Source organism: Kutzneria viridogrisea DSM 43870, from assembly GCF_000525635.1.
Lineage (GTDB): Bacteria > Actinomycetota > Actinomycetes > Mycobacteriales > Pseudonocardiaceae > Kutzneria > Kutzneria viridogrisea.
The window spans coordinates 7,615,533-7,640,969 of record NZ_CP007155.1 but is presented as its reverse complement, the minus strand read 5'-3'; the positions used below and the strand labels follow the sequence as shown (position 1 = coordinate 7,640,969).

Sequence of the window (25,437 nt, the reverse complement as noted above, 5' to 3'; positions counted from 1 at the left end):
GCTCAGGCACGCAGTCGCAGCCCCTTGGGTGTTGCCCGGAAACCCGCCTCCTGCAAGACGGTCGACAACTTGGAGCCCAGCGCCCCCTCTCCGTCGGCCCGCTGCACGGCCAGTTGCCCGAGCCAGCCCTCCCGCACCGATCCGGCCAGCGCCGCGGCCGCCTGCCGCAGCGCCGGTTCGGAGTCGGTGAACGACAACAGGGATCGGCCGCCGCGCTCCACGTAGAGCACGGCGGCCCCGTCCACCAGCACCGCCAGCGCCCCGGCCTTGCGCCCCGGCCGGTGCCTGCCCTCGCCCACCGGGTCCGGCCAGTCCAGGGCGGCCCCGTAGGGCTGGGCGGGATCGGCCGCCGCCAGCACCAGCGCCCCGGTCGGCTCCTCCGGGTCGGACAGCGCACGCAGCCGGTCCACCGCCCCGCGCGCCGCGAACTGGGCGGCGCCCAGCCCCTCCACCACGTAGCCGCGCACCACCTGCCCCGACTCCTCCATCGCGCGCAGCACCCGGTACACCGCGCTGAACCCGCCGGCCACCCGCTCGGTGTCCAGGGCGCCGCGGGTGAGCACCCCGTGCCGCTCCAGGAACACCTCGGCGCGGGCGTGCGCCCGGCGGGTCGGGTCCGCCTCCCGCTGAGGCACCAGCGACCAGCGGCCCGCCACCGTCGGCGGCCCGGTGCGGCTGGGCAGCGCGGCGGTGCGCAGTCGGGTGTACCGGCCACGGGGCGCCGCCCGGCGCGGCTTGTGCGCGGCACCGCGCCCGGACACCAGTGACCGCAACGGGGCCAGCGTGTCGTTGGTGACCAGCCCCGCCCACACCAGGTCCCACAGGGCGGCCACCACCGCCGCGTCCTCCGGCGGCTGCTCACCGCCGTCCAGCAGCACCGCACCCGCCCGCTCCGCCAGCTGGCGGAAGAACAGCGCCCCACCGTCCAAAGTGGAGAGAACGGCCCGGTGCAGCGGGGAGTCGGGCGCGGTCTCCTCCAGATCGGGCAGCACCAGGTCGGCGATCTCGGTGGGCGCCAGCGCCACCCAGCCGTCCCCACCGGCCAGCGCACCGCAGCCCGCCCAGGTGACCTCCCCGGTGGCGGTCAGCTCGTCGAGCAGCGCGGGGGAGTAGCCCGGCAACCGCGCGGGCAGCAGCAGGGACTCCAGGCCGCTGGCCGGGAGCGGGGCGCCCGCGAGCTGCTCCACCACCGAGAGCACCTCGTCCACGGTCGGTGCGGACCGCAGTCTTCGCGAGACACCGTGCCAGGTCGGCAGGAACCGGCCGAGCGCCTGCTGCTCCACCGGTTCCACCTCGGCCCGCAGCCGCGCCAACGAGGCACGCCTGAGCCTGCGCAGCACCTCCGCGTCGCAGTACTCGGTCGGCGCGGTGCCGCCTTGGCTCGGGTACGGGTGCCCCGCAAGAGGTCTGAGCTCGCCCCGGACCAGGCGGCCGGTGCCCGCCATGCGGTCCAGCACCGTGTGCACCACCGCCACGCCCAGCCCGAAGCGGGCCGCCGCCTGCGCCGCGGGGAACGGCCCCCTTGTCCTGGCATAGCGGGAGAGCAGGTCGCCGAGCGGGTCGGCCACCGGCTCGGTGAACACCTCCGGCACACCCACCGGCAAGGCCGCACCCAGCGCGTCGCGCACCCGGCCCGCGTCCTCGATCGCCAGGTAGCGCGACTCGCCCGCGATCCGCACCTGGATCGCGCGCCGCTCCGCCTCCAACCGCGCCAACCACTCCGGCCGCACCCCGCGCTCGGCCGCCTCCGACGTGGTCAGGTCGCCCAGCACCCGCAGCAGGTCGGCGGCGTCCTCCGCGTCCCGGGCCCGGCGGTCCTCGGTGAGCCGTTGCAGTGACTGCTCGACCTCGGCCAGCACCTCGGGGTCGAGCAGTTCACGGATGGCCTCCGAGCCGAGCAGTTCCGCCAGCAGGGTGCTGTCCAGCGACAGCGCGGCGGCCCTGCGCTCGGCCAGCGGGGTGTCGGTCTCGTACAGGAACATGCCGACGTAGCCGAACAACAGGCTGCGCGCGAAGGGCGAGGGCGCCGGGGTCTGCACCTCCACCACGCGGATCCGTCGTGCCCGCACGTCCGACATCAGCTCGCGCAACCCCGGCAGGTCGTACACGTCCTGGAGGCACTCGCGCATCGCCTCCAGCACCACCGGGAACTGCTCGTACTGGGCGGCCACCGACAGCAGTTGGGCCGAGCGCTGCCGCTGCTGCCACAACGGGGTCCTGCGCCGGGGATCGCGCCGGGGCAGCAGCAGCGAGCGGGCCGCGCACTCGCGGAACCGGGCCGCGAACAACGCGGAGCCGCCCACCTCGGCGACCACCACCTGCTCGACCTCCTCGGGGTCCAGCAGCACGTCCTCGGCGCTGGGCAGTACCTCCGCCCCCGCCTCGTCCAACGCGTCCGGCAGCCGCACCACGATGCCGTCGTCGGAGTGCGCCACCTGCGCGTCCACCCCGCGCCGCTCGCGCAGCCGGGCCCCGATCGCCAGCGCCCACGGGGCGTTGACCTGGGCGCCGAACGGGGAGTGCACCACCATGCGCCAGTCGCCCAGCTCGTCGCGGAACCGCTCGACCAGCACGGTGCGGTCATCGGGTACGTGCCGGGTGGCCTGCTTCTGCTCGGTCAGGTAGGCGAACAGGTTGTCCCGCGCCCACTCGTCCAGCCCGGCCGCCGCCGCGCGCTCCCGCGCCGCCTCACCATCCATCGTGGACAGTTCGCGCACGAAGGCCCCCAGCGCCCGCCCCAGCTCCAGCGGACGGCCCTGCGCGTCGCCCTTCCAGAACGGCAACCGGGCGGGCTGCCCCGGCGCGGGCACGACCACCACCCGGTCGTGCGTGATGTCCTCCACCCGCCAGGAACTGGTGCCCAGCAGGATGGTGTCGCCCACCCGCGACTCGTAGACCATCTCCTCGTCCAGCTCGCCCACCCGCGAGCCGGGGCGCCCGTCCTCCCCGCCGGGCGTCATCACCGTGAACAGGCCGCGGTCGGGGATCGTGCCGCCCGAGGTCACCGCCAGCCGCTGCGCCCCCGGCCTGCCGCGCAGCTCCCCGCTGATCCGGTCCCAGACGATCCGGGGCCGCAGCTCCCCGAACTCCTCGCTGGGGTAGCGCCCGGAGAGCATGTCCAGCACCGCGTTCAGCGCGGAGTCGGGCAGCCCGGCGAACGGGGCCGCCCTGCGTACCAGCCCGGCCAGTTCGCCGACCTGCCACGGCCGCATCGCCACCATGGACACCACGTGCTGGGCCAGCACGTCCAGCGGGTTGCGCGGATAGCGCACCGACTCGATCGCCCCGGCCGCCATGCGCTCGGCCACCACCGCGCAGGCCACCAGGTCGCCCCGGAACTTCGGGAACACCACACCCCGTGAGACCGCGCCCACCTGGTGCCCGGCACGCCCGACCCGTTGCAGGCCCGAGGCCACCGTGGGCGGTGCCTCCACCTGCACCACCAGGTCCACCGCGCCCATGTCGATGCCCAGCTCCAGCGAGGAGGTGGCCACCACGCAGGGCAGCCGCCCGGACTTGAGGTCCTCCTCCACCGAGGTGCGCTGCTCGCGGGACATCGAGCCGTGGTGTGCCCTGGCGATGACCGGCTCGGCCCCGGTCGTCGTGCCGGAACCGCCCACCGCCTCGGCTGGGAACCGCTGCGGCACAAGCGGTTCCTCGCCCGCCAGCTCGTTGAGGCGGGCGGTCAGCCGCTCGGCGAGCCGCCGCGAGTTGGCGAACACGATGGTGGAACGGTGCCCGCGCACCAGGTCCAGCACCCGCTGCTCCACCGAGGGCCAGATCGACACCCGCTGCTGCGCGCCCGCCGCGGAGCCGCTGACCTCCCCGGTCGGCTCGCCCAGCGTGGACATGTCCTCGACCGGTACCTCCACCGTGACCTGCACGGTCTTGCTCGACTCCGGCTGCACCACGCGCAGCGGGCGCCCGCCGGACAGGAAGGCGCCGACCTCCGCCACCGGGCGGACCGTCGCGGACAGCCCGATGCGCTGCGCGGGCCGGTCGAGCAGGGCGTCCAGCCGTTCCAGGGACAGCGCGAGGTGGGCGCCGCGCTTGCTGCCCGCCACGGCGTGCACCTCGTCCACGATCACCGTGCGCACCCCGCGCAGCGACTCCTGGGCCGCCGAGGTCAGCAGCAGGAACAGCGATTCGGGCGTGGTCACCAGCACGTCCGGCGGGGTCCTGGCGAACTGCCTGCGCTCCTCGGCCGGGGTGTCCCCGGTGCGCATGCCCACGGTGATCGAGGGCGCTGGCAGCCCGAGCCGGTGGCTGGCCTGCCGGATGCCCGCCAGCGGGGCACGCAGGTTGCGCTCCACGTCCACGGCCAGCGCCTTGAGCGGGGACACGTAGAGCACCCGGCAGCGGTGCCTGCGCTCCTCCGGTGGCGGCTCAGCGGCCAGCCGGTCCAGGGCCCACAGGAAGGCGGACAGGGTCTTGCCGGAGCCGGTCGGGGCCACGACCAGGGCGTGCTCGCCCGCGGCAACCGCCGACCAGGCGCCGGCCTGGGCGCTGGTCGGCGCGGCGAAGGCACCCCGGAACCAGTCCCTGGTGGCCGGGGAGAACAGCTCGAGCACGTCCATGCCGCCCATCATGACCCGGGGCACCGACAAGTACCGGTCGGCCGAACCCTTGACAGGGCGAAATTGGTCTAGTCCACTTTGAGTGCGCGCGCCACGGCGGCGCGCGGGCCACCACCGCCCCTGCTCACGGAGGTAGGCATGACAAGGACCAAGCGACTACTGGCCGTGCTGACGGCCGCCGCGCTCACCGCGCTCGGGGTGGCGCTCTCCCCGGCGGGCAGCGCACACGCAGCGGCGAACCTGCTCGCCAACTCGGGTTTCGAGGCGGGCAACACCGCGGGCTGGACCTGTAACGGCGCGGCCGTGGTCGGCTCGCCGACGCACAGCGGCTCCTACGCCGTGGCGGCGACGCCCGCCGGTTCCGACTACGCCCAGTGCAGCCAGAAGATCACCGTGCTGCCGAACTCGGCGTACACGCTGACCGCCTGGGTGCAGGGCAGCTACGTGTACCTCGGCGCCACGGGCACCGGCGGCACCGACCCGTCCACCTGGACCTCGTCCTCGGGCTACACGCAGCTGTCCACCTCGTTCACCACCGGCGCGTCCACCACCAGCGTCACGATCTACGTGCACGGCTGGTTCGGGCAGCCCACCTACTACGCCGACGACCTCGTGCTGTCCGGTCCCGGCGGCGGTGGCGGGGACACGCAGCCGCCCTCGGCGCCCACCGGGTTGACCGCCACCGGCACGACCTCGTCCTCGACCTCGCTGTCCTGGTCGGCACCCTCGGGCTCGGTCAGCGGCTACAACGTCTACCAGGGCGGCACGAAGATCGCGTCCACCACGGGCACCACGTACGCGGTGAGCGGCCTGTCCGCCTCCACCGCCTACTCCTTCGCCGTGAGCGCCTACAACACGGCCGGTGAGTCGGCCAGGTCGGCGGCGGTCTCCGTCACCACGCAGAGCGGTGGCGGCAACCCCGGTGGCGGCTCGCTGCCCGCGCACGTGCTGACCGGCTACTGGCAGAACTTCTACAACGGGGCCAAGGCGCTCAAGCTGGCCGACGTGCCCACCAGCTACGACCTGGTCGCGGTGGCCTTCGCCGACACCGACCCGAGCAAGCCCGGCGGGGTGACCTTCACCCTGGACTCCGGTCTGTCCTCGCAGCTGGGCGGCTACACCGACGCGCAGTTCACCGCCGACGTGCAGGCCCTGCACGCGCGTGGCCAGAAAGTGATCATCTCGGTGGGCGGGCAGAACGGCACCGTCAGCGTGGGCGACGCCACGGCGGCGAACAACTTCGCCGCCAGCGTGTACGCCCTGATGCAGCGCTACGGCTTCGACGGGGTGGACATCGACCTGGAGAACGGGGTCAACCCCACCTACATGGGGCAGGCCCTGCACTCGCTGGCGGCCAAGGCGGGCTCCGGCTTCGTGCTGACCATGGCCCCGGAGACCATCGGCATGCAGTCCACCGGCATGGCGTACTTCCAGCTCGCGCTGAACGTCAAGGACATCCTGACCATCGTCAACACCCAGTTCTACAACTCCGGCACGATGAACGGCTGCGACGGCAACGTCTACGCCCAGAGCACGGTCAACTTCCTGACCGCGCTGTCCTGCATCCAGTTGCAGGGCGGGCTGCGCGCCGACCAGGTGGGCCTCGGCCTGCCCGCGACGAGCTCGGCCGCGGGCGGTGGCTACCAGTCCCCGTCGAACGTGAACAACGCCCTGGATTGCCTGGCCAAGGGCACCAACTGCGGCAGTTTCAAGCCCGCCACGACCTATCCCGGCATTCGCGGCGCGATGACCTGGTCCATCAACTGGGATGCCTCGAACGGATATGCCTTCGCGAACACGGTGCATCCGCACCTGGGAACTCTGTGACTCGCGAGTGGTACTTGCAGGCGCATTTACTACCGCATTCGTGAATTACCCACGGGTAGTGGAAAACCGTTTCTTCAGGTGACGCCCAGGGATTGTAACTGTAAGTATTCAACTGACTCCGGAGCGGCATCGGGCATGTTCGGCGCACACCCTGTGTTGCCGCTGTGTCCGATCGAAGCCGGTGCGTGACCGGGGTTTATCGCCCGCCCGGATCGTGCTACACAGCGTTGTCGCAGGTGGAAGCTGTGTAGCAGGTCCGGGTGGGCTGCCCTTTTTCCGGCGCTGTCTGCACGGGTCGCCCTGGACCATCCGGCCTCGCGATGCGTGCTACTCACCGTCGGTAGTGGTGTGTTTACCGGAGAGAGCCGATTCCATGGAGTTTTCCCAGGGTTCTTGTGAGGGTGGGTACGCAGCGTTAGCGTCATCTCATGCCTGATGCTCAGGAGGAAGGTGTCAGGTGGACCCGCTCGGGAAGGGGCTCGAACAATGGCCGCGGACCGGGAGGGGCAGCAAGGGGTGTCGGGGGTGTTCGGGTCGACGGCCGAGAGGGCGCCGACCTGATATATCCGGCGCGTGGGGTGCACAACCGTTACTGGTAATCAGTTCACCGGCCATCCGCCATACAACCGGTGGACACCACCCAATCTTCACGTGCGGGGACGAGAAGGATGAATAATTTGGCACAGGTCATGCCTGTGGGGGTCGAAGACGGCCCGATGATCGCGCGGCCGGTCGCCGCGTACGGCCCCCAGGACGAGCACTTCCGGCGGTTGGTCGATGCCGCCGTCCACGGGGACGCGGATGCCAGGGACCGCGTCCTCACCTCGATCAGGCCCATCGTGATGCGGTACTGCCGGGCCAGGATCGGCCGGCTGGACAAGTCCTTCGCCTCGGCGGACGACGTGGTCCAGGAGGTCTGCCTCTCGGTCTGCTCCGCCCTGCCCAGCTACCGGGACCAGGGACAGCCGTTCCTGGCCTTCGTGTACGGGATCGCGCAGCACAAGGTCGCCGACGCCCACCGGGCCGCCGCGCGCAACCGCTCGCTGCCGGTCTCCGAGGTGCCGGACCGGCCGGAGATCGGCGCGGGCCCGGAGCAGCGCATGCTCCAGGCCGAGCTCAAGGACAGCATGGGCAAGCTGCTCGGCGTGCTGTCGGACAAGCAGCGCGAGATCGTGGTGCTGCGCGTGGTCGTCGGACTGTCCGCCGAGGAGACCGCCGACCTGGTCGGCTCCACTCCTGGCGCGGTCCGGGTGGCCCAGCACCGGGCGCTCAACAGGTTGCGCAAGCTGATGGCCTCCGGCCGGGAGCTGTAACACCGCACACGCGGCGAACGAGGACGCCACTTGCACACGGTGCAAGTGGCGTTGCCTTGTCATCGCACGGCGTGCACGTCCTGCTCGGACTTGAGCCCGAACAGGGCCACCAGTACCGCGACCGCGAGGAAGGCGCTCAGCGCCGCGAACCCCGGAAGGCTGGACCCGGTCCGCTCGGTCAGCCAGCCCACCAGGTAGGGCCCGGCGAACCCGCCCAGGTTGCCCAGCGCGTTGATCACACCCATGGCCACGGCGACCACCTCGAAGCGCAACACCCGGCCGGGTATCGCCCAGAACGGGCCGTACGGCGCGTAGACCCCGGCCGCCACCACGCACAGCAGCGCGAACTGGAGCACCGGCGCGCCCGCGGCGAGCTGGCCCAGCAGCAGCGCGGCCATCGCCACCACGAGCGGCACGGCCACCGCGGCCCGGCGCCGCCCGGTGCGGTCGGCCCACACCGCGGCACCCAGCATGGCGGCCAGCGCGAACAGGTACGGCACCGCGCTCAGCGCGCCGACCACCGCGGGGGACCCGTTGTGCGTCAACGTCTTCACCACCGAGGGCAGCCACAGGCTGAACCCGTAGAACCCGGTGATCCAGAAGAAGTAGACCGCGATCAGCCGCAGCACCACCGGATCGCGCAGTGCGGCGAGGTAGGACCCGTTGCCGCTGACCGGTTTCGCCGCCTCGTCGGCGGCCAGCGCGCGCTCCACGTGCTCGCGCTCGGCCGCGGAGATCCAGCGGGCCTGCGCGGGCCGGTCCGCGACGGTGAACCACCACACGAGGGCCCACAGCAGCGGCGGCAGCCCCTGCACCACGAACACCAGCCGCCAGGACCAGTGCGACAGCATCCAGCCCGACAGCGGTGAGGTGAGGATCGCCGACAGCGGCAGGCAGGCCATCCACAGCGCGTTCGCGCGGGCCCGCTCGGCCTGCGGGAACCAGGAGGCCAGCAGGATCAGCACGGCGGGCCACACCCCGCCCTCGAACACCCCGAGCAGGAACCGGGCCAGGTAGAGCTGTCCCTCGGTGGCCACCAGCCCGCAGGCCATCGCCGCCACCGACCAGGCCAGCATGAGCAGCAGCACGGTGCGCCGCGCGCTCCACCGGGCGGCCAGCACGGCGGCCGGGATCTGCAACAGCAGGTAGCCGAGGAAGAAGATGCCCCCGGCCAGGCCCTGCGCACTGGGCGAGAGCGCCAGCTCGCGGTCGACGTAGGGCAGGATGACCGACACGTTGGTGCGGTCCAGGTAGGCCAGCAGGTACATCACGGCCGCGACCGGGATGACGAACACCCAACGGCGTGCCGGTGCTGCGGTTGACATCACCTGATCACACACCACGTGACATCATGCCCGCGGATGAGGGGGCAACGGTGAACGTTCTGTCGGTGGATCTGGGCACGTCCAACACGGTGGCCGTGCTGCGCGCGCAGGACCGGGCGCCCAGGGTGGTGGAGGTCGACGGGGCCGCCACCATGCCCTCCGCGGTGTTCGCCGCCGAGGACGGCACCATCCTCGTCGGCCGCGACGCCGAGCGCAGCGCCCGGCTGGACCCCTCGCGGTTCGAGCCCAACCCCAAGCGCCGCATCGACGAGGGCACCCTGTTGCTGGGCACCTCGGTGGTGCCGGTCAACGAGGTGCTCGCCGCCGTGCTGCGCCGGGTCCTCACCGAGACCTGCCGCCAGCTCGGCGGGGCCGCGCCCGAGCAGGTCCGGCTCACCCACCCCGCGCAGTGGGGCACGCCCCGGCGCAACGCCCTGCTGTCCTCCGCGCGGCTGGCGGGCATCACCGGCGAGCTCGTGCTGGTGCCCGAGCCGGTGGCCGCCGCGGCGCACTTCGCCTCCTCGCACGGAATGCTCGCTCCCGGCCAGGCGCTGGCCGTCTACGACCTGGGCGCGGGCACCTTCGACGTGGCGGTGGTCGGCGTGGACCAGAGCGGGTTCACCGTGCTCGCCGAGGACGGGCTGCCCGACCTCGGTGGGCTGGACGTGGACCAGGCGCTGATGGAGTACGTCGGCCGCCAGGTCTCGCACCGCGACGCCCCGGGCTGGCAGCGCCTGCTGCGCCCGGAGTCCACCGCCGACCGCAGGGCGCGGCGCTCGCTGTGGGAGGACGTGCGGGCCGCCAAGGAGACGCTGTCCCGGCACCCGCAGACCGAGGTGCCCATGCCCGAGCCCTTCCACGACGTGCTGGTCACCCGCCCCGAGCTGGAGGCGCTGATCCGGCCCAGCGTGCTGCGCAGCACCGAGTTGCTGGGCGCCACGATCGCCGCCACCGGCCTGGCCCCGCAGTCGCTGGCCGGGGTGTACCTGGTCGGTGGCTCCAGCCGCATCCCGCTGGTGGCCACGCTGATCGCGGAGCGGCTGCGGGTCGTGCCGGTCAGCCTGGACCAGCCCGAGACCGCCGTCGCGCTCGGTGCGCACCACGTGCCCCGCGCCGGGATGGCCGTGCGCACCGCGGGGTTCACCGCCCCGCAGCAGGCTCCGCCGTCCCAGCCCGTGCCGCGGCAGCAGTACCCGGACAGCGACCGCTTCCTGGCCCAGGCCCAGTTCCCGGCCACCCCGCCGCAGCAGTTCCCGCAGCAGCCCCAGTTCCAGCACCCGCAGTATCAGGCGCCGCAGCAGCAGACGCCTTCGCGCAAGCGCCTGCCGAAGGCCGCCTTGCTGTCGGTGGCCGCCGTGGTGGTGCTCGCACTGCTCGGGGTCGGCGGTTTCGTCCTGCTCCGGGGCGGGACCGGAGCGGACTGCACCTCGACCGAGGGCAAGGGCGTGCCGGGCTGCCTGCGGCAACTCGCCGGTGCCGTGGCGGACAAGGCGGACTGCAACGGCGGCTACGACGGCGGCGCGGTCGGGCTGTCCGGGCTCACCGGCGCCGCCGCCACCTGTCGCCTCGGCGGCTCCGACGGCACGCACACCGTGGTCTACCAGCAGGCCAAGTCCGCGGAGGAGGCGGCGGCCAAGGTCAAGGCGCTGCTGGACGGATACGCCGCCAGCAACCAGGTTGGCGCCGACTGGAAGGGCAACGGCCTGGCGGGCAGCTACCGCTCGGTGGTCGCCAGCGGGGTCGGCGTGCTGGTGTTCACCGTCAAGGACCAGCCGCTCGTTGGCGTGCTGACCACCGCCGTGACCTCAGCCCCGGACTCGTTGACCGCCAACGCGGTCGCGGACTACTTCGAGCAGAACGTCCAGCCCGGTACCTGAATGGCGCTACCTGCCGCGCCGCGCACCGTGTGACGATCAACCGCGTGAACCGCCCGGCCGCGATGGTGCACCCGGCCCAGCGCCGGGTGTTGTCCGTTCTGGTGTGCACCCAGGTGTTCGGCGCCGCGGGGGTCGGTCTCGGTGTCGCCGTGGCAGTCCTGGTCACCACCTCCCTGTCGGAGTCCACTGTGGTCGGTGGGCTCGGCGCGACCGCGACCGCGTTGGGCGCCGCGGGACTCGCCCTCGTGGTCGCCACCCTGTCCACCCGGTACGGGCGAAGACGCGCACTGCTCGTCGCGTACGCCACCGGTGCGTTCGGTGGTGCTGTGGCCGCGCTCGCGGTGCAGCTGCGTTCCTGGCCCCTGTTGCTGGCCGCGCTCGTGCCGTTCGGCGGCGGGACCTCGGCCACCCTGGCCGCCCGCTTCGCCGCCACCGACCTCGCCGCCCCGGCGCACCGCGCCGCCACACTGTCCACTGTGGTCTGGTCGACCACCCTGGGTGCCGTGGCAGGTCCCAACCTCGTCGAGCCCGCGACCCGGTTCGCCGGTGACGGCGGCCCCTTCCTGCTCGCCGCGGCCGTGTTCGCCCTCGCGGCGGCGGGCATCGCGCTCGGGTTGCGCGCCGACCCGCTCATGCCGGTGGGCACCGTGCCCGCCGCGATCGGCGATTCCTGTTGCGGGGTAACCGGTTCCACCATTCCCGCCGAGCCGGTGCGGTGGTCCATGCTGCGTGTGCTCAGCCCGTCCGCCCGACTCGCCCTGCTCGGTGTGACCCTGTGCAACACCGCGATGGTCGGCATGATGTCGATGACCCCGGTGCAGATGCAGCACACCGGCTCCTCGCTCACCGTGGTCGGCGTGGTGATCAGCCTGCACGTGGCCGCCATGTACGCGGGCAGCCCGCTGTTCGGCTGGCTGGCCGACCGGCTGGGCCGCATGCCGGTGCTCGCCGTGGGCGCGGCCCTGGTCGTCGCGGCGGCGGGCGTCTGCGGCATGGCGGACTCGCACGAGGCCCCGCAGTTGGCGGTGGGCATGGCCGTGCTCGGAGCGGGCTGGTCGGCCGGGGTGGTCGCCGGTTCGGCGCTGCTCACCGAGTCGGTGCCCGCCCCGCTGCGCCAGGCCGCCCAGGGACTGTCCGACCTGCTGATGAACGCGGGTGGCGCGCTGGGCGGGCTGGCCGCGGGCGTGGTCGTGCAGGCCTGGTCCTACCCGGCGCTGGGCCTGTTGCTGGGCTTCCTCGCGCTACCGGTGCTGATGGCCAGCGTGCTCACCACGCTGCGGCCCGCCCGCTGAACAGTGGAATCGTTCCTGCGGCCCGGGAACCTCGCCTCCCCGTCGACCGCTGTGCCATGCTGCCCTGGCAGTGGTCGGGCAGCCGCCGATGGTCGACTCGTCGAGTCCTTCGCCGCCGCCCAGGAGGAGACATGCACCTGCCCAGCTCCTGCCTCGCGTTCGCCACCGCGATGACCCTGGCCCTCGCCGGTGCCCCGACGGCGTCCGTACCGGCCAACGCCGACTTCGAAACCTGTGACACCGGCGGCTGGACGCTCACCGGCTCCGCGTTCACCGTGTCCTCCGCGACCACGTGGTGGGGCGGCACCTACGACCAGCACGGCACCTGCTTCCTGTCCGGCTACCTCGCCCACCAGGACACCGCCACCGGCATCGCCCGGTCCTCGGTGTTCACCGCCACCGACCACCTCAGCTTCCTCATCGCCGGGGGTTACGATCCGCAGCACCTCCACGTCGCCCTGGTGCGGGCCGCCGACGGCGCGGTGCTGGACCGGCAGACCGGTTACAACAGCGAGCAACTCGCCCGGATCACCTGGGACACCAGCGAGGTGCGAGGGCAGGCCGTGTACCTGGAGGTGGTGGACGAGGCCACCGGCCAGTGGGGGCACCTCAACCTGGACGACGTGCGCACCAGCGCGGTCGGGGACGCGGGCAACGGCCTGACCTCCGTCCGGCTCGGCTCCGCCAACCAGCCAGGCCCGACCGAGGGTCCGGCGGCCGCGCGCTACGCGGTGGACCCGCTGCGCCCGCAGTACCACTACACGCCGTACCAGGGCTGGATCAACGACCCGGTCGGCCTGATCCAGTGGCGGGGCACCTACCAGCTCTTCGCGCAGTTCAACCCGGCCAGCCCGTTCTGGGGGCCGATGCACTGGGCACACGCCCAGTCCCCGGACTCCGTGCACTGGACCAACGCCCCGGTCGCGCTCACCCCGCCCGCGCCGGCCGGTCCGTCCGACACCACCGGGGAGTGGTCCGGCAGCGCGGTGGCGGACAACGGCGCGCTGCGGCTGTTCTACACCCACTACACCGACACCGCGGCGCACCCGGGCGCGATCCGCGAACAGGTCTGGTCCGCCACGAGCACCGACGGCACCACCTTCACCCCCGGCGCGGGCAACCCAGTCATCCCCGGCCCGCCCGCCGAGGCCGAGGCGGGGTTCCGCGACCCGAAGGTGTTCCGGGACCCGCACGACGGGCTGTGGAAGATGGTCCTCGGCTCCGGGCACGGCGGCGCGGGCAAGGTGCTGCTGTACTCCTCGCCGGATCTGCGGGCGTGGACCTACCGGGGCGTGCTGCTCAGTGGCGACGGCTCCACCGGCGGGATGTGGGAGTGCCCCAACCTGATCCAGGTCGACGGCCGCTGGGCGCTGCTGGTCTCCACCAACGGCGGCGAGCACTACTTCCTCGGCGACTTCACCGGTTCCACCTTCACCCCCACCGCGTCCGGGCAGTTGGACAGCGGCCCGAACTTCTACGCGGCACAGGCGTTCACCGACTCCTCCGGCCGCCCGCTGCTGGTGGGGTGGATGAACAACGGGGACGCGTTCGACCCCAACCGGCTGGACGGCTGGTCCCAGGCCGAGACGATCACCCGGCAGCTGTCGGTGCGACCGGACGGCACCCTGGGTTCGGCACCCGTCAGCCAGCTCGACCGCCTGCACGGCACACAGCTCGCGCGGCGCGGCGGGACCGCGGTGCCCACCGCCGCGCCGGTGCCGATCGCCGACGGCGCCTCGCTGGACCTCCGGACCGGCTTCGACCTCAGCCGGTCCAGCGCCACCACGCTCGGGCTCACCCTGTTCGCCAGCAGCGCGGAGCGAGTGATCCTCAGTTATGAGCCCGCCACCCGGCAACTCGTCCTCGACACGAGGAATTCCGGTTACGGCCAGGGTTCGGTGTCGCACGTGACCTCGGCGCCCGACGCGCAGGGGCGGCTGAACCTGCGCGTGCTGACCGACCGGTCCTCGATCGAGGTGTTCACCGGGGACGGCAGGTCACTCACCGCGCGGGTCTATCCGCGCTACACGCAGTCCACCGGTGTCACCGCGTTCGCCACCGGCGGGGAGGCGCGCCTGCTGCCCACCGAGGCCTGGGCGATGACCAGCGCCTGGTAGTCCCGAGTCGTTCCGCTCCAACGGGTGCGGGCTGACGGCGGGCGGAACTCCTTGCTGTCGTTGGGATCCGATCCTCATCGAGAGGGCGCCCTGCTCGCCGCCTACGAGGGTGGGGCCGTGCGAGCAGGGGGCAGCGGGTGGCCGGTCTCGCGCAGGGTCCACCGCCCCGGTCCGCCGTAGAGGTGGGTCAGCGTCAGCGGGGCCACGTCGAAGCGCCAGAACGAGGCGGGAGGAGCTTGCACGCAGTGCACAATCGCGGCGCGGACCACCGAGGGCGAGGTGATCGCGACTATCCTTCCCCTGTCCGGCAAGCAGTCCAGCCAGGAGCCGACCCTGGCCAGCAGTTGCCGCACCGTCTCGCCGCCGTGCGCGTCCGCGTCCGGATCGGACAGCCACGCCATCAGCCCGGCGGGGTCCTGTTCCTGCACCTCCGCCAGCGCGCGCCCCCGCCACGAGCCGCAGTCCAGATCCGACAACCCGGGGTCGGTCACCGGGGTGAGACCGAGAACCGTTGCCGTTTCGAGACAACGGCGTTCGGGCCCGCACCGCACCTCGTCCACACGGGACGGCGTTTCCAGTGGATCCGTTGTCCCGCAGAGGGATTCGTCATCGGCGAAGCGTGCCTCACGGACCGCTTCGGTGGCCCCGTGGCTGATCAGGAAGATCCGGTTCATGGTGACCATGCTCTCCCAACCTGGTCGGCTGATTGACACTGGCTTCACACGCTGACTACGGTCCGCTCGATCGACGTAACGGAGTAAGCCGGTGAGATCCCGGCACGGTCGCGCCACTGTGTGCGGTCCACCTCAGCCGAGGTGGCCGTGAGTCAGACACTCCGTCGTCGTGAGCACCAACTAGTGGGTCGCGCAAGCCCAAGGAGGTTCCCGTGAGCATCGCCTCACCCTCACCGATCGCCATTCCCATCCCCGTCCGGATCCCACTCCGCGAAGTGCTGCCCTGGGCAGTGTTCATCGGGGTGCTCGCCGTTGTCCTGCTCTACTTCGTCGGCGCCGAGCAGGGCGCCACCTCGCTGGTCTCCGGCCACTACGTGCACGAGTTCGTGCACGACGGCAGGCACCTGCTCGGCTTCCCCTGCCACTGAGCCGGGGGAGCGCACAACCATGATGAGAACCCTTCTGGTGCGGGGCATGCTCGCCGGTCTCGCGGCCGGTGTGCTCGCACTGGTGTTCACCTGGCTGCTGGGTGAGCCCCTGGTCGGTTCGGCCATCGACTTCGAGTCCGCCGAGGCGGCCGCTGCCGGTGAGGCGGCCGAGCCGGAGCTGGTCAGCCGGGGCGTGCAGAGCACGCTGGGCCTGGCCACCGGCGTGCTGCTCTACGCCATCGCCTTCGGTGGCCTGTTCGCGCTGGCCTTCGCCATCGCCTACGGGCGGCTCGGCCGGATCAGCGCCAGGTCCACCTCGCTGCTGCTGGCCCTGGCCGGTTACCTGTCGGCGTTCGTGGTCCCGTTCCTGAAGTACCCCGCCAACCCGCCCTCGGTGGGCAATCCGGACACCATCGGGGAGCGCACCGGCGCGTACTTCCTGATGGTGGTGCTGTCCATCGGGTTGGCGGTGGCCGCGACCTACCTGGGCCGCAGGCTGCTGCCCGGCCTTGGCACCTGGAACGCCGCGCTGGTCGCGGTGCTGGCCTTCGTGGTGGCGGTCGCGGTGGTGCAGCTGCTGCTGCCCGCCATCAACGAGGTGCCCAAGGAGTTCCCGGCGGCACTGCTGTGGAACTTCCGGGTCGTCTCGCTGGGCACGCAGCTGGTCATGTGGGCGACCATCGGCCTGCTGTTCGGTGCGCTCGTGCAGCGCAAGCTGCGCACCGAGTCCCAGCTCACGGCCCAGCCGGTGTAGCACCCGGTGGGTGCGGCCCCACCAGCCGGTGGGGCCGCACGCACTCACTGACCGGCCGCCGCGATCACGTTGCGCAGCAGCAGCGCCGTGGTCACCGGCCCCACCCCGCCGGGCACCGGGGTCACCGCGCTGGCGATCGGCTCCACCGCCGCGGTCTGCACGTCCCCGACCAGGCCGCCGTCGGCGGTCGGGTTCGTGCCCACGTCGATCACCACGGCCCCCGGCCGCACGTGCTCGGCGCCCAGCATCTCCGGCCGCCCCACGCAGGCGACCAGCACGTCCGCCCGGCTGGTCTGCGCGGCCAGTTCCTTCGTGTGCGAGTGGCACACGGTGACCGTCGCGTTCTCCGCGAGCAGCAGCAGGGCGGCGGGCTTGCCCACCACGGTGCTGCGGCCGACCACCACCACGTCCGCGCTCGCCAGCGGGGTGCCGTGCGCGCGCAGCAGCTCCACCACGGCCTGCGCGGTGGCCGGGGCGAAGGCGGGCAGGCCCACCGCGAGCCGCCCCACGCTGGTCGGGTTCGCCCCGTCCACGTCCTTGCGCACGTCGATGTGCAGCCCCACCTCGTCCAGGGTCATGCCCTCGGGCAGCGGGGTCTGGCAGATGATGCCGTGCACCTCGGGGTCGGCGGACAGCTCGCGCAGCGCCCCGCCCACGTCCTGCGAGCGCTCCACGACCCGCACCGAGACGCCCACCTTCTCGGCCGTGCGCACGATGGAGCGCACGTACCAGGCCGTGGCCTCGTCATCGGTGGGCACCAGGATCGCCAGGGTCGGCGTGGTCCCCGCCGCCCGCAGCTCGGCCGCGTCCTCGGCGACCTGGGTCCGGATCGCGGCTGCCACGCTCCGCCCGTCGATCAGCGTCATGCCCGCACCCCTTCCAGCACCCGCCCGATCCGCGACACCTCGGCGGCCAGCTCGGCCCGTGCCGCCTGGTCGGTCATCGCGGCCAGGTTGACCTCCACGTTGACCACGGCCGAGGCCAGCGCCGCCCGCGCGGAGTGCTCGGCCACGTCCACGTCGGAAAGCACGTTCACGTTGGCACCCCGCCTGATCCTCCCGGCCAGTTCCAGCACCCGCTCGGCCACCTCGGCGGTGCGTAGCGGTACTTCGGCGGCCGCACGCAGCGCCTGCTGGATGCGCTCCCCGCGCACCGCCCTGTCCCGCTCGTCCTCCTTGGGCAGTCTGTAGGCCGTGGTGACCGCGGTGAACGCCGCCGCGTCCCGTTCGGCCAGCTCCACCGCCTCGGCACGGCACTGGCCCGCCTCTCGTAGCGCACCGAGCATCGTGGGCTCGTGTTCGGCGTACCTGGGCTTGCCGATGGTCAGGTTGCACACCATCTCGACGAGCCCGGCCGCCATCGCCGTGTGCATCGCGGCCACCGCGCCCCCACCGGGCGCGGGAGCCCGGGAAGCCAGCTGGTCCAGCCAGTCCCCGATCGTCTGATCCCGCATGGGGATCAGGTTAGGCCCACACCGCGCCGGGCAGTTCCCGCCGACGGGGGCCGCTGCCGAACGCGTCGAAACCCGGATGGGGGTGAACGGGCCGAACTGCACAGTGACCTCCCGAGCGCGATGGGTGACATCGCGCGGCGGTGGCCATCCCGGAATCGCTATTGCGCGGTCGAACGGGCGTCCACGATGTGGGCGAATCCCTGGCCAATGGTCAATCACGGGAATCGGGCCCGGGTGTCGTGGCTGGTCACGGGCGCACCGTCCGAATCGATCATGAATTGGTCACGGAAGGGAAACGCGTTGTGGCCGTGTCCAGGGCATAGGGAAGCGCCGCAGGTCGTATGCGGAGCGTGGTGGTGTTATGACTGGCCGCAGACATAGAGAAGCGCCGCAGCCCTCACGCGGAGCGTGGTGGTGTTATCACCGGGGCTGGTCATGTCGCAGACATAGAGAAGCGCCGCAGCCCTGGGGGTCGACTACGGCGCTTCTGCCGTGACTTTCGACTGCCTTAGCGTCGGGGGGATCACGGGCCCAAGACAAGAATAGCGCTTGTGGGCGTGAGGGGAAGACCCTGGGCCCAACTTTTTCGCAAATTGCTCTCGGCGTAGGCTCGGTCACGATGCGCATGACTGTGTTCCGCCGCCGCATGGCTGAGGAGTTCGGCGAGGTCAGGTCCGAGATGCTCGCGCGCGACCACGTGTTCGCCGCGCTGGGCGGCCGCACCGCCGACGAGGCGCTGGAGGCCGGGCTGGACGCCAAGAGGGTGTGGCAGGCCGTCTGTGACGCCTTCGACGTGCCCGCCGAGCGCCGCTGAACCCGGGTGCGGCGTGTCGGTTTCGCACTCGAACAGGTGTTCGGCTAGCCTGGGGCCCCTCGGCTCGCCGCCACTTGTCAGACCCTCCCCGTAGCGTCGGTCCCGACAACCCACGGCGGCCGGGGCACCAGCTCCTCCCAGGGCCGGCCAGACAGACAACCGAGGTGGACTTCCCATGGCACCAGCAGCACCGGACAAGGACAAGGCACTCGAACTGGCCCTGGCCCAGATCGACAAGAACTTCGGCAAGGGCTCGGTGATGCGCCTCGGCGAGGAGCGCCGCGAGCCGATCAAGGTGATCCCGACCGGCTCCATCGCGCTCGACGTCGCGCTGGGCATCGGCGGCCTGCCCCGCGGCCGCATCATCGAGGTGTACGGCCCGGAGTCCTCCGGTAAGACCACGGTCGCCCTGCACGCGGTGGCCAACGCCCAGCGCGCGGGCGGCATCGCCGCCTTCGTCGACGCCGAGCACGCGCTGGACCCCGACTACGCCAAGGCGCTCGGGGTGGACACCGACGCGCTGCTGGTCTCCCAGCCGGACACCGGTGAGCAGGCCCTGGAGATCGCCGACATGCTGGTGCGCTCGGGCGCGCTGGACATCCTGGTGATCGACTCGGTGGCCGCCCTGGTGCCCCGCGCCGAGATCGAGGGCGAGATGGGCGACAACCACGTGGGTCTGCAGGCCCGCCTGATGAGCCAGGCCCTGCGCAAGATGACCAGCGCCCTGAACAACTCCGGCACGACCGCCATCTTCATCAACCAGCTGCGCGAGAAGATCGGCGTCATGTTCGGCTCGCCGGAGACCACGACCGGTGGCAAGGCGCTGAAGTTCTACGCCTCGGTCCGGCTGGACGTGCGCCGCATCGAGACCCTGAAGGACAGCGGGGACGCGGTGGGCAACCGGACCCGTGTCAAGGTCGTGAAGAACAAGGTCGCCCCGCCGTTCAAGCAGGCCGAGTTCGACATCCTCTACGGCCACGGCATCAGCCGTGAGGGCTCGCTCATCGACATGGGCGTGGAGCAGGGCATCCTGCGCAAGTCCGGCGCCTGGTACACCTACGACGGCGACCAGCTGGGCCAGGGCAAGGAGAACGCCCGCCGCTTCCTGCTGGAGAACCCGGACGTGGCCAACGAGGTGGAGAAGAAGATCCAGGAGAAGATGGGTATCGGCGCGCAGGTGGACGCCGACGCCGCTGCTCCCGCCCCGGTCGACTTCTGAGCGGCTCGTGATCGAGGACCCGGCCGAGCTGCCACCTGAGAAGGGCGTCGACCTGGTGCGCAAGGCGCAGGACCTGTGCGTGCGGCAGTTGACCGTGCGCGCCAGGTCCCGCGAGGAACTGCGCCAGGCCATGACGAAGCGGGAGATCCCCGAGGAGGTGGCCGAGCTGGTGCTCGGCCGCCTCGACCGGGCCGGCCTGCTCGACGACGCGGCCTTCGCCGAGGAGTGGGTGCGCTCGCGGCACACCCATCGCGGGCTGTCCCGCCGGGCGCTGGTCGCGGAGCTGCGGCGCAAGGGCGTCGCCGACTCGGTGGCGGCGGAGGCCGCCTCGGCGGTGGACGAAGAGGACGAGCGGGAGCGGGCCAGGGAACTGGTGCGCAAGCGCATGGGCTCCCTGGGTTCGGTGGACGAGACCACCAAGCTGCGCAGGCTGGTCGGGGTGCTGGCCCGCAAGGGCTACTCCGAGGGCCTGGCGATCCGGGTGGTGCGCGAGGAACTCGGCGGCGCGGACGGGGCAGCGGAGTTCGACTGAGCGGAGTTCGACCGAGCCTCACGGGGTGAAAGCGGTGACCCCCTTGCCCAGCGGGCTGCCCAGCCCGGTGGGGCCGTCCCAACCGGGACCTGCCTGGCACAGCGGCGCACCACAACCGCCGTTGCTGCCGCTGGTGACATCGGTGAGCGCGCCCGGGTGCCGGTACGGGTACGCGGCGGGCCGCTCGGTGGCCGGGGGCACGCCGCCCGCCAGGGCGTACATGGCGGTGACCAGCGGGGTGGACAGGCTGGTGCCGCCGACGACCTGCCAGCCGTGCGCCGTGGCGGTGTTGTAGACGGCGAGCCCGGTGGCGGGGTCGCCGACGGCCGACACGTCCGAACTGGTCCGCAGGCCCCCGCAGGCCGAGGTGAGGGCGGTCTGCCAGGCGGGGGCCGGGCCGCCGGTGGCACAGCCCGAACCGGCCCCGGACCAGGCCGACTCCGCCCAGCCGCTGGGGGTTCGGCGCAGCGTGGTGCCGCCGACGGCGAGTGTGTAGGGGGAGCTGGCCGGGTAGTTGCCGGGCTGGCGGTAGCCCTCGTCGCCGGTGGCGAAGGCGAAGAGCACGCCGGAGTAGGCGAAGTGCTTGTCGATCTCGGCGGGCTTGTCCGGCACGTCGGAAAGCCAGCTGTTGGAGATCAGCCGGGCGCCCAGTCGCAGGGCGGTGTCCTCGGCGGTGTACAGGTCGGTGTCGGCGCTGGTGTCCGCCTCGACCAGCAGCAGGTGGCACCGCGGGCAGGCGGCCGACACGGCGTCGAGGTCCAGTGAGATCTCCATGGGCCAGCCGCCGGGTACCGGGGCGGGCAGGGCGGTGCCGCCGCGCTGGTCGACGATGCGCAGGCAGCCGTCGGCGGTGCCGCAGGCGGGCAGGCCGAACTGCCTGCGGTAGGTGGCCAGGTCCGATTCGGCGCGTGCGTTGCCGCCCGCGTCCACCACCGCCACCGTGACCCCCGCCCCGCCCTCGGGCAGCTGGTAGGCGGCCCGCAGGTCGGCGGGGGTGAGTCCGTGCGGCGCTGCCGTGGGGCCGGGGGTGGTCACGGCCTGGCAGGTGGCGTGCCCGTGGGCCGCGGCCGTGCAGTCCGACTGCTGCACGGCCGCGGCCGGGGCCAGCCCGGTGGTCAGTGACAGCACGGTGATCGCGGCTGTCAGCGTGGCGTACCTGGCTGGCATGGCGGCTCCTCCTCAGGCGAAGCAGAGCGGCTGGCTGCCGAACCCGAAGCAGGTGATCTTCCTGCTCATGGAGTCGGTCTTGCCCTTGTCCGTGGTCACCTTCAGGGTGGCGGAGTACGTGCCGGAGCGCGCGGGATAGGTGTGAGTGGTGCTCACACCGGTCCCGGTCTGCCCGTCACCGAAGTCCCACGCGTAGGAGCTGATCGTGGCGCCGTCCGCGGAGGAGGCGCTGCCGTCGAACTTGCAGGTGCTCTGGCACTGGGCGGTGAAGCTGGCACTGGGCGTGCCGGTGGGGTCGCCGCCGTCGATCTGCTGCTTGACCCAGTCGCCCATGTCGTTGTTGAGCCGACCGTAGATGCTGTACCAGAAGAAGTCGCTGCGGCTCCACGAGGCCACGCCGACGATCTTGCCGTCCACCACCAGCGGGCCGCCGCTGTCCCCGGGCAGGATCGACACGTGCCCGTCGGAGTAGCCCGCGCAGATCATCGTCGCGGCCTGTACCCCGTTGCCGACCCCGGTGCAGGTGCTCGGGTCCACGATGGGCAGGCTGGCCTTCTCCAGGGTGACGTCCTTGGCGGAGTCGTCCACGTCCTTCTTGCCGTAGCCCAGGCCGAGCCCGGTCTTGCCGGGCTTGTTCAGCTCGGTGTCGGCTGAGGTGGCCACCTTGGCGTAGGCCCCGCCGGGCACCGGGATGTCGTCCGCGGTGGTCACCACGGCCACGTCGTAGCCCTGGTCGAAGTTGACGTACTTCGGGTGGGTCTTGTAGTCGACCACCTTGGTGCGGAAGCCACCGCTGGCGTTGAGGTCGTCCAGGCCGTACACGAAGGACTTCTCGCCCTCGGCGGCCTTGCAGTGCGCGGCGATGAGGATCTTGCGGGGCGCGACCACCGAGCCGGTGCAGGTCTGGCCCTGGGGTCGGGTACCGCCTTCGCGTTCTCCGGCGATGATGAACGGGTAGTCCTTCACCGAGGCCTTCTCGCCACCGCGGAAGGCGGGGGTCGCCGCCTGTGCGGCCACGACGGGGGCGAGCAGGGCGGTTACCACGAGGGCGGCGACCACTGGTGTCTTCGACATGCTGGGTCCTCTCCGGGGCAGGGCGTGCTGCTTGCACTCTTGGGCCGGAGGGGCGTACGGAACAATCCGGGCATCGCTACGTAGAGCTACGGGTGGCGTTCACAGCGCGCTTCCGTCGACTTACGACGTTTACCTAATGCTTAAGGATGCTTACACTGCGCGTTGTGGAGCCCACGGCGGGAGCCTCCTCCCTGCGGAACACCCCGCCGCCGCTGATCGGCCGTCAGGACGAGCTGAGTGCCCTGCTCGACGTCCTCGCGTGCCCGCCCGCGGTGGTGCTGGTCGAGGGTGAGGCCGGAATCGGCAAGACCCGACTGGTGAGCGAGTTGCTGGCGCACCCGGCACTGTCGGCGCGCCGCGTGCTCAGCGGCGGGTGCCAGCCGATGCGCGAGCCCTTTCCGTACGGGCCGGTGTTCGACGCGCTGGCCGCGCTGCACCCGCCGCCGCGGCTCGGGCTCAACCCGGTGGTCGGCGCGCTGCGCGGGCTGCTGCCCGAGATCGCCCACCACCTGCCGCCGGTGCCGCCCGCGCTGGGTGATCCGCTGGCCGAGCGGCACCAGCTGTTCCGCGCGGTGCGCGAGCTGCTGGCCTCCTGCGGGCCGACCGTGCTGGTCATCGACGACCTGCACTGGGCCGACGAGGCGACCCTGCAACTGCTGCGCTTCCTGCTGTGCCGGATACCTGAGCAGCTCTCACTCGTGCTGGCCTACCGGCCCGAGGAACTGCCCTGGCGGGTGCCGCTGGGTTCGCTGCCCAGGCGGGGCTGGGCGATCGGCACCACCGTGGTGCGGCTGGACGCGCTGGACCAGGAGCAGGTGCACGTCATGGCCAGCCGGACCCTGGGCACGCCGGTGGGCACCGAGTTCGCCAGGCGGCTGGTGGAGCTGACCGCGGGCATCCCGTTCGTGCTGGAGGAGGTGCTGCGGGCCGTCGGCGACGGGGAACTGGACAGCCTGGACGGGCTGGACGTGCCGGTGCCGCTGCGCGCGGCGGTGGCCGACCGGCTCGCCGTGCTGCCGGGTACCGCCGTGCGGGTGGCCAAGTCGGTGGCCGTGCTGGACGCGCCGAGCGAGGCACGGCTGATCGGTGAGGTGGCCGCGATCAGGGGCGACCGGCTCAGCATCGCCCTGCAACGGCTGCTGGCCGCCGGGGTGCTGCGGGAGAACCCGCCCGGCCACTACGGGTTCCGGCACTCCCTGGCGCGGCAGGCCGTGTACGAGGTGATCAACGGCCCGGAGCGGCAGCTGCTGCACGGCAGGACCATGCGGGCGCTGTCCCGGGTGCGACCCGCCCCGCTGGTACGGCTGGCCGAGCACGCGAAGCTGGCCGGGCACTACCAGGAATGGCTGGACTACGCCGAATCCGCCGCGGACCACGCCGAGTCCGTCGGGGACACGGCGGTGGCGATCGAGGTGCTGCAACGGGTTCTGGACGGCGGGGCGCTGGACACCGCCGACGTGGAGCGGCTCGCGGTGAAGCTGAGCCGGGTCGCGCTGCGCGGGCTGCACCGGGCGGTGACCACCACCCTGCGCGCGATCCTGGTGGACCCGAGGCTGTCCCGGCCCGCGCGCGGGCGGATCCGGCTCAACCTGGGGCTGCTGCTGATCCGCTGGTCGGGGACCCTGCAGGAGGGCAGGGCCGAGGTGGAGCGCGCGATCAAGGACCTGGCGGGGGAACCCGAGCACGCCGCGCACGGCATCAGCGTGCTGGCCCAGCCGCTGGAGGGGGAGTTGCCGCTGAGCTGGCACCTGCCCTGGATGGAGCGGGCCCGCAGGCTGGCGGACCTGGTGGAGGACCCGGAGAAGCGGCTGGCCCTGCGGACCGACCGCATCGCCACGCTGGTGCAGCTGGGGGACGAGGAGGGCTGGCGGCTGTTCGAGCGGCTGACCTCGGTGGCGGCGACCACCGCCGAACAGGTCCAGTTGTCCCGGCTGTGGTGCAACGTGGCCGACGGCGCGAGCTGGTGCGGCTACCACGAGCGGGCGGCCGCCCTGCTGGAGCAGGGTCTGCGCATGGCGGGGGACTGCGGGGCGCTGTTCGTGGCGGGCACCGCGCGGTCCACCCAGCTGCGGCTGGACTGGCTGACCGGCAACTGGAGCGGGCTGAGCGAGCTGTGCCGCAGGCTGCTGGACAGCTACCAGGACGTCGGGCCGGTGGCCGCCGAGCTGTCGCTGGTGATGGGCTCGCTGGCGGCGGCGCGCGGGGAGTGGGAGGTGGCCGAGCAGCACCTGCTGGCGACCGGGGTGCCGAGCCTGGCCGACGTGGCGGCGCCGGTGGTGCTGAGCGCCTCGGGGACCTTGGTGCGCATGCGGCTGTCGGCGGAGGACGTGGTGGAGGCCTGCGCCGAGGCCGATCGGGGTCTGGCGGCGGCCAGGCGCAAGGGCGTGTGGGTGTGGGCGTGCGAGCTGGTGCCGGTGGCGGTGGAGGCGTACGTGCGCGGTGGGCGGCTGGAGAGCGCCGAGCAGGTGCTGGCCGACTTCGAGCTGGGCGTGGCGGGTCGGCAGGCCCCGCTCGCGCAGGCCGCGCTGGCGGCGGGCCAGGGCCTGCTGCTGGCCGCGCACGGTGATCGGCAGTCGGCGGTCGAACGGCTGGGCGAGGCCAGTGCCGCCTACGCCGCGCTGCCCATGCCCTACGCGGCGGCTTGGGTGCTGGAGTGCTCGGCGACCAGTGCCGAGGACCAGATCGAGGTGCTGTCCTCGGTGGCCGACACCTACGACCAGCTCGGTGCCACGCGGGACGCGGCGCGGTGCAGGCACCTGCTGCGCATGTGGGGTTCGGGCAAGCCCTCCCGGCGTGGCAGGCGCGGCTACGGGGACCAGCTCTCGCCCCGCGAGCGGGACGTGGCCCGGCTGCTGGCCACCGGCCAGACCAACAAGGAGATCGCGGACGTGCTGTTCCTGTCGCCGAGAACGGTGGAACAGCACGTCGCGCGAGTGCTGCACAAGCTCAACCTCCGCTCGCGCTCGGAGGTGCGAGCGGAGGTCCTGAGCTGAT

Annotated in this window: 18 protein-coding genes and 1 riboswitch; of the genes, 11 read left to right on the top strand and 7 right to left on the bottom strand. The window is 72.3% G+C overall.

What is annotated here, in order from left to right:
- Positions 1 to 2: 2 nt before the first annotated feature.
- Positions 3 to 4,577: an ATP-dependent helicase gene (locus tag KALB_RS33015; protein WP_025359951.1), complete on the bottom strand. Its 4,575-nt coding sequence runs from the start codon at positions 4,575 to 4,577 to the stop codon at positions 3 to 5.
- Positions 4,578 to 4,715: 138 nt separating this feature from the next.
- Here KALB_RS33015 and KALB_RS33010 point away from each other — a divergent pair, with 138 nt between their 5' ends.
- Together KALB_RS33010 and KALB_RS33005 are read left to right on the top strand one after the other, a co-directional pair.
- Complete coding sequence (locus tag KALB_RS33010; protein WP_025359950.1) at positions 4,716 to 6,404, top strand: chitinase; 1,689 nt, start codon at positions 4,716 to 4,718, stop codon at positions 6,402 to 6,404.
- Positions 6,405 to 7,120: 716 nt separating this feature from the next.
- Positions 7,121 to 7,717: a sigma-70 family RNA polymerase sigma factor gene (locus KALB_RS33005; protein ID WP_042222866.1), complete on the top strand. Its 597-nt coding sequence runs from the start codon at positions 7,121 to 7,123 to the stop codon at positions 7,715 to 7,717.
- Between the two features lie 59 nt (positions 7,718 to 7,776).
- Here KALB_RS33005 and KALB_RS33000 read toward each other — a convergent pair whose 3' ends face one another.
- Complete coding sequence (locus KALB_RS33000) at positions 7,777 to 9,042, bottom strand: MFS transporter (RefSeq protein ID WP_025359948.1); 1,266 nt, start codon at positions 9,040 to 9,042, stop codon at positions 7,777 to 7,779.
- A 50-nt stretch (positions 9,043 to 9,092) separates the two neighbouring features.
- Here KALB_RS33000 and KALB_RS32995 point away from each other — a divergent pair, with 50 nt between their 5' ends.
- The 3 genes from KALB_RS32995 (at position 9,093) to KALB_RS32985 (ending at position 14,328) form a co-directional block, all read left to right on the top strand.
- A complete protein-coding gene (locus KALB_RS32995; protein ID WP_025359947.1) occupies positions 9,093 to 10,919 on the top strand; it encodes an Hsp70 family protein in 1,827 nt (608 codons plus the stop codon).
- A gap of 44 nt (positions 10,920 to 10,963) precedes the next feature.
- Positions 10,964 to 12,211 carry an MFS transporter gene (locus KALB_RS32990; protein ID WP_236650075.1) on the top strand — a complete coding sequence of 416 codons (1,248 nt, stop codon included), beginning with the start codon at positions 10,964 to 10,966 and terminating at the stop codon, positions 12,209 to 12,211.
- 131 nt (positions 12,212 to 12,342) lie between these two features.
- A complete protein-coding gene (locus tag KALB_RS32985; RefSeq protein ID WP_025359945.1) occupies positions 12,343 to 14,328 on the top strand; it encodes a glycoside hydrolase family 32 protein in 1,986 nt (661 codons plus the stop codon).
- Positions 14,329 to 14,429: 101 nt separating this feature from the next.
- Here KALB_RS32985 and KALB_RS32980 read toward each other — a convergent pair whose 3' ends face one another.
- The gene (locus KALB_RS32980; protein WP_236650074.1) at positions 14,430 to 15,002 is read right to left on the bottom strand and encodes a histidine phosphatase family protein; all 573 of its coding nucleotides are present in this window, start codon (positions 15,000 to 15,002) and stop codon (positions 14,430 to 14,432) included.
- A gap of 41 nt (positions 15,003 to 15,043) precedes the next feature.
- A riboswitch (cobalamin riboswitch) is annotated at positions 15,044 to 15,185 on the top strand.
- A 29-nt stretch (positions 15,186 to 15,214) separates the two neighbouring features.
- Between KALB_RS32980 and KALB_RS32975 the strand changes: the two genes are divergently transcribed.
- Together KALB_RS32975 and KALB_RS32970 are read left to right on the top strand one after the other, a co-directional pair.
- Positions 15,215 to 15,430, top strand: a complete 216-nt coding sequence (locus KALB_RS32975) for a CbtB domain-containing protein (protein ID WP_025359943.1) — start codon at positions 15,215 to 15,217, stop codon at positions 15,428 to 15,430.
- Between the two features lie 19 nt (positions 15,431 to 15,449).
- On the top strand, positions 15,450 to 16,184 hold the full coding sequence (locus tag KALB_RS32970) for a CbtA family protein (protein ID WP_025359942.1): 735 nt from the start codon (positions 15,450 to 15,452) through the stop codon (positions 16,182 to 16,184).
- A 44-nt stretch (positions 16,185 to 16,228) separates the two neighbouring features.
- Here the strand turns inward: KALB_RS32970 and KALB_RS32965 are convergent, their stop codons facing one another.
- Both KALB_RS32965 and KALB_RS32960 read right to left on the bottom strand, forming a co-directional pair.
- Positions 16,229 to 17,050 carry a bifunctional 5,10-methylenetetrahydrofolate dehydrogenase/5,10-methenyltetrahydrofolate cyclohydrolase gene (locus KALB_RS32965; RefSeq protein ID WP_025359941.1) on the bottom strand — a complete coding sequence of 274 codons (822 nt, stop codon included), beginning with the start codon at positions 17,048 to 17,050 and terminating at the stop codon, positions 16,229 to 16,231.
- Positions 17,047 to 17,637, bottom strand: a complete 591-nt coding sequence (locus tag KALB_RS32960; RefSeq protein WP_025359940.1) for a cyclodeaminase/cyclohydrolase family protein — start codon at positions 17,635 to 17,637, stop codon at positions 17,047 to 17,049. The genes KALB_RS32965 and KALB_RS32960 overlap by 4 nt, the downstream gene beginning before the upstream one ends.
- 619 nt (positions 17,638 to 18,256) lie before the next feature.
- Here KALB_RS32960 and KALB_RS32955 point away from each other — a divergent pair.
- The 3 genes from KALB_RS32955 (at position 18,257) to KALB_RS32945 (ending at position 20,202) form a co-directional block, all read left to right on the top strand.
- Positions 18,257 to 18,451, top strand: a complete 195-nt coding sequence (locus tag KALB_RS32955) for a DUF3046 domain-containing protein (protein WP_025359939.1) — start codon at positions 18,257 to 18,259, stop codon at positions 18,449 to 18,451.
- 175 nt (positions 18,452 to 18,626) lie between these two features.
- A complete protein-coding gene (recA, locus tag KALB_RS32950) occupies positions 18,627 to 19,670 on the top strand; it encodes a recombinase RecA (protein WP_025359938.1) in 1,044 nt (347 codons plus the stop codon).
- A gap of 10 nt (positions 19,671 to 19,680) precedes the next feature.
- Positions 19,681 to 20,202 carry a regulatory protein RecX gene (locus tag KALB_RS32945; protein WP_148309986.1) on the top strand — a complete coding sequence of 174 codons (522 nt, stop codon included), beginning with the start codon at positions 19,681 to 19,683 and terminating at the stop codon, positions 20,200 to 20,202.
- Positions 20,203 to 20,220: 18 nt separating this feature from the next.
- Here KALB_RS32945 and KALB_RS32940 read toward each other — a convergent pair whose 3' ends face one another.
- Both KALB_RS32940 and KALB_RS32935 read right to left on the bottom strand, forming a co-directional pair.
- The gene (locus KALB_RS32940) at positions 20,221 to 21,369 is read right to left on the bottom strand and encodes a S53 family peptidase (protein WP_025359936.1); all 1,149 of its coding nucleotides are present in this window, start codon (positions 21,367 to 21,369) and stop codon (positions 20,221 to 20,223) included.
- A gap of 12 nt (positions 21,370 to 21,381) precedes the next feature.
- A complete protein-coding gene (locus tag KALB_RS32935) occupies positions 21,382 to 22,443 on the bottom strand; it encodes a trypsin-like serine protease (protein ID WP_025359935.1) in 1,062 nt (353 codons plus the stop codon).
- A 164-nt stretch (positions 22,444 to 22,607) separates the two neighbouring features.
- Here KALB_RS32935 and KALB_RS32930 point away from each other — a divergent pair, with 164 nt between their 5' ends.
- Positions 22,608 to 25,436, top strand: coding sequence for an ATP-binding protein (locus KALB_RS32930; protein ID WP_236650073.1), 2,829 nt, complete (start codon positions 22,608 to 22,610; stop codon positions 25,434 to 25,436).
- Position 25,437: the final 1 nt, after the last annotated feature.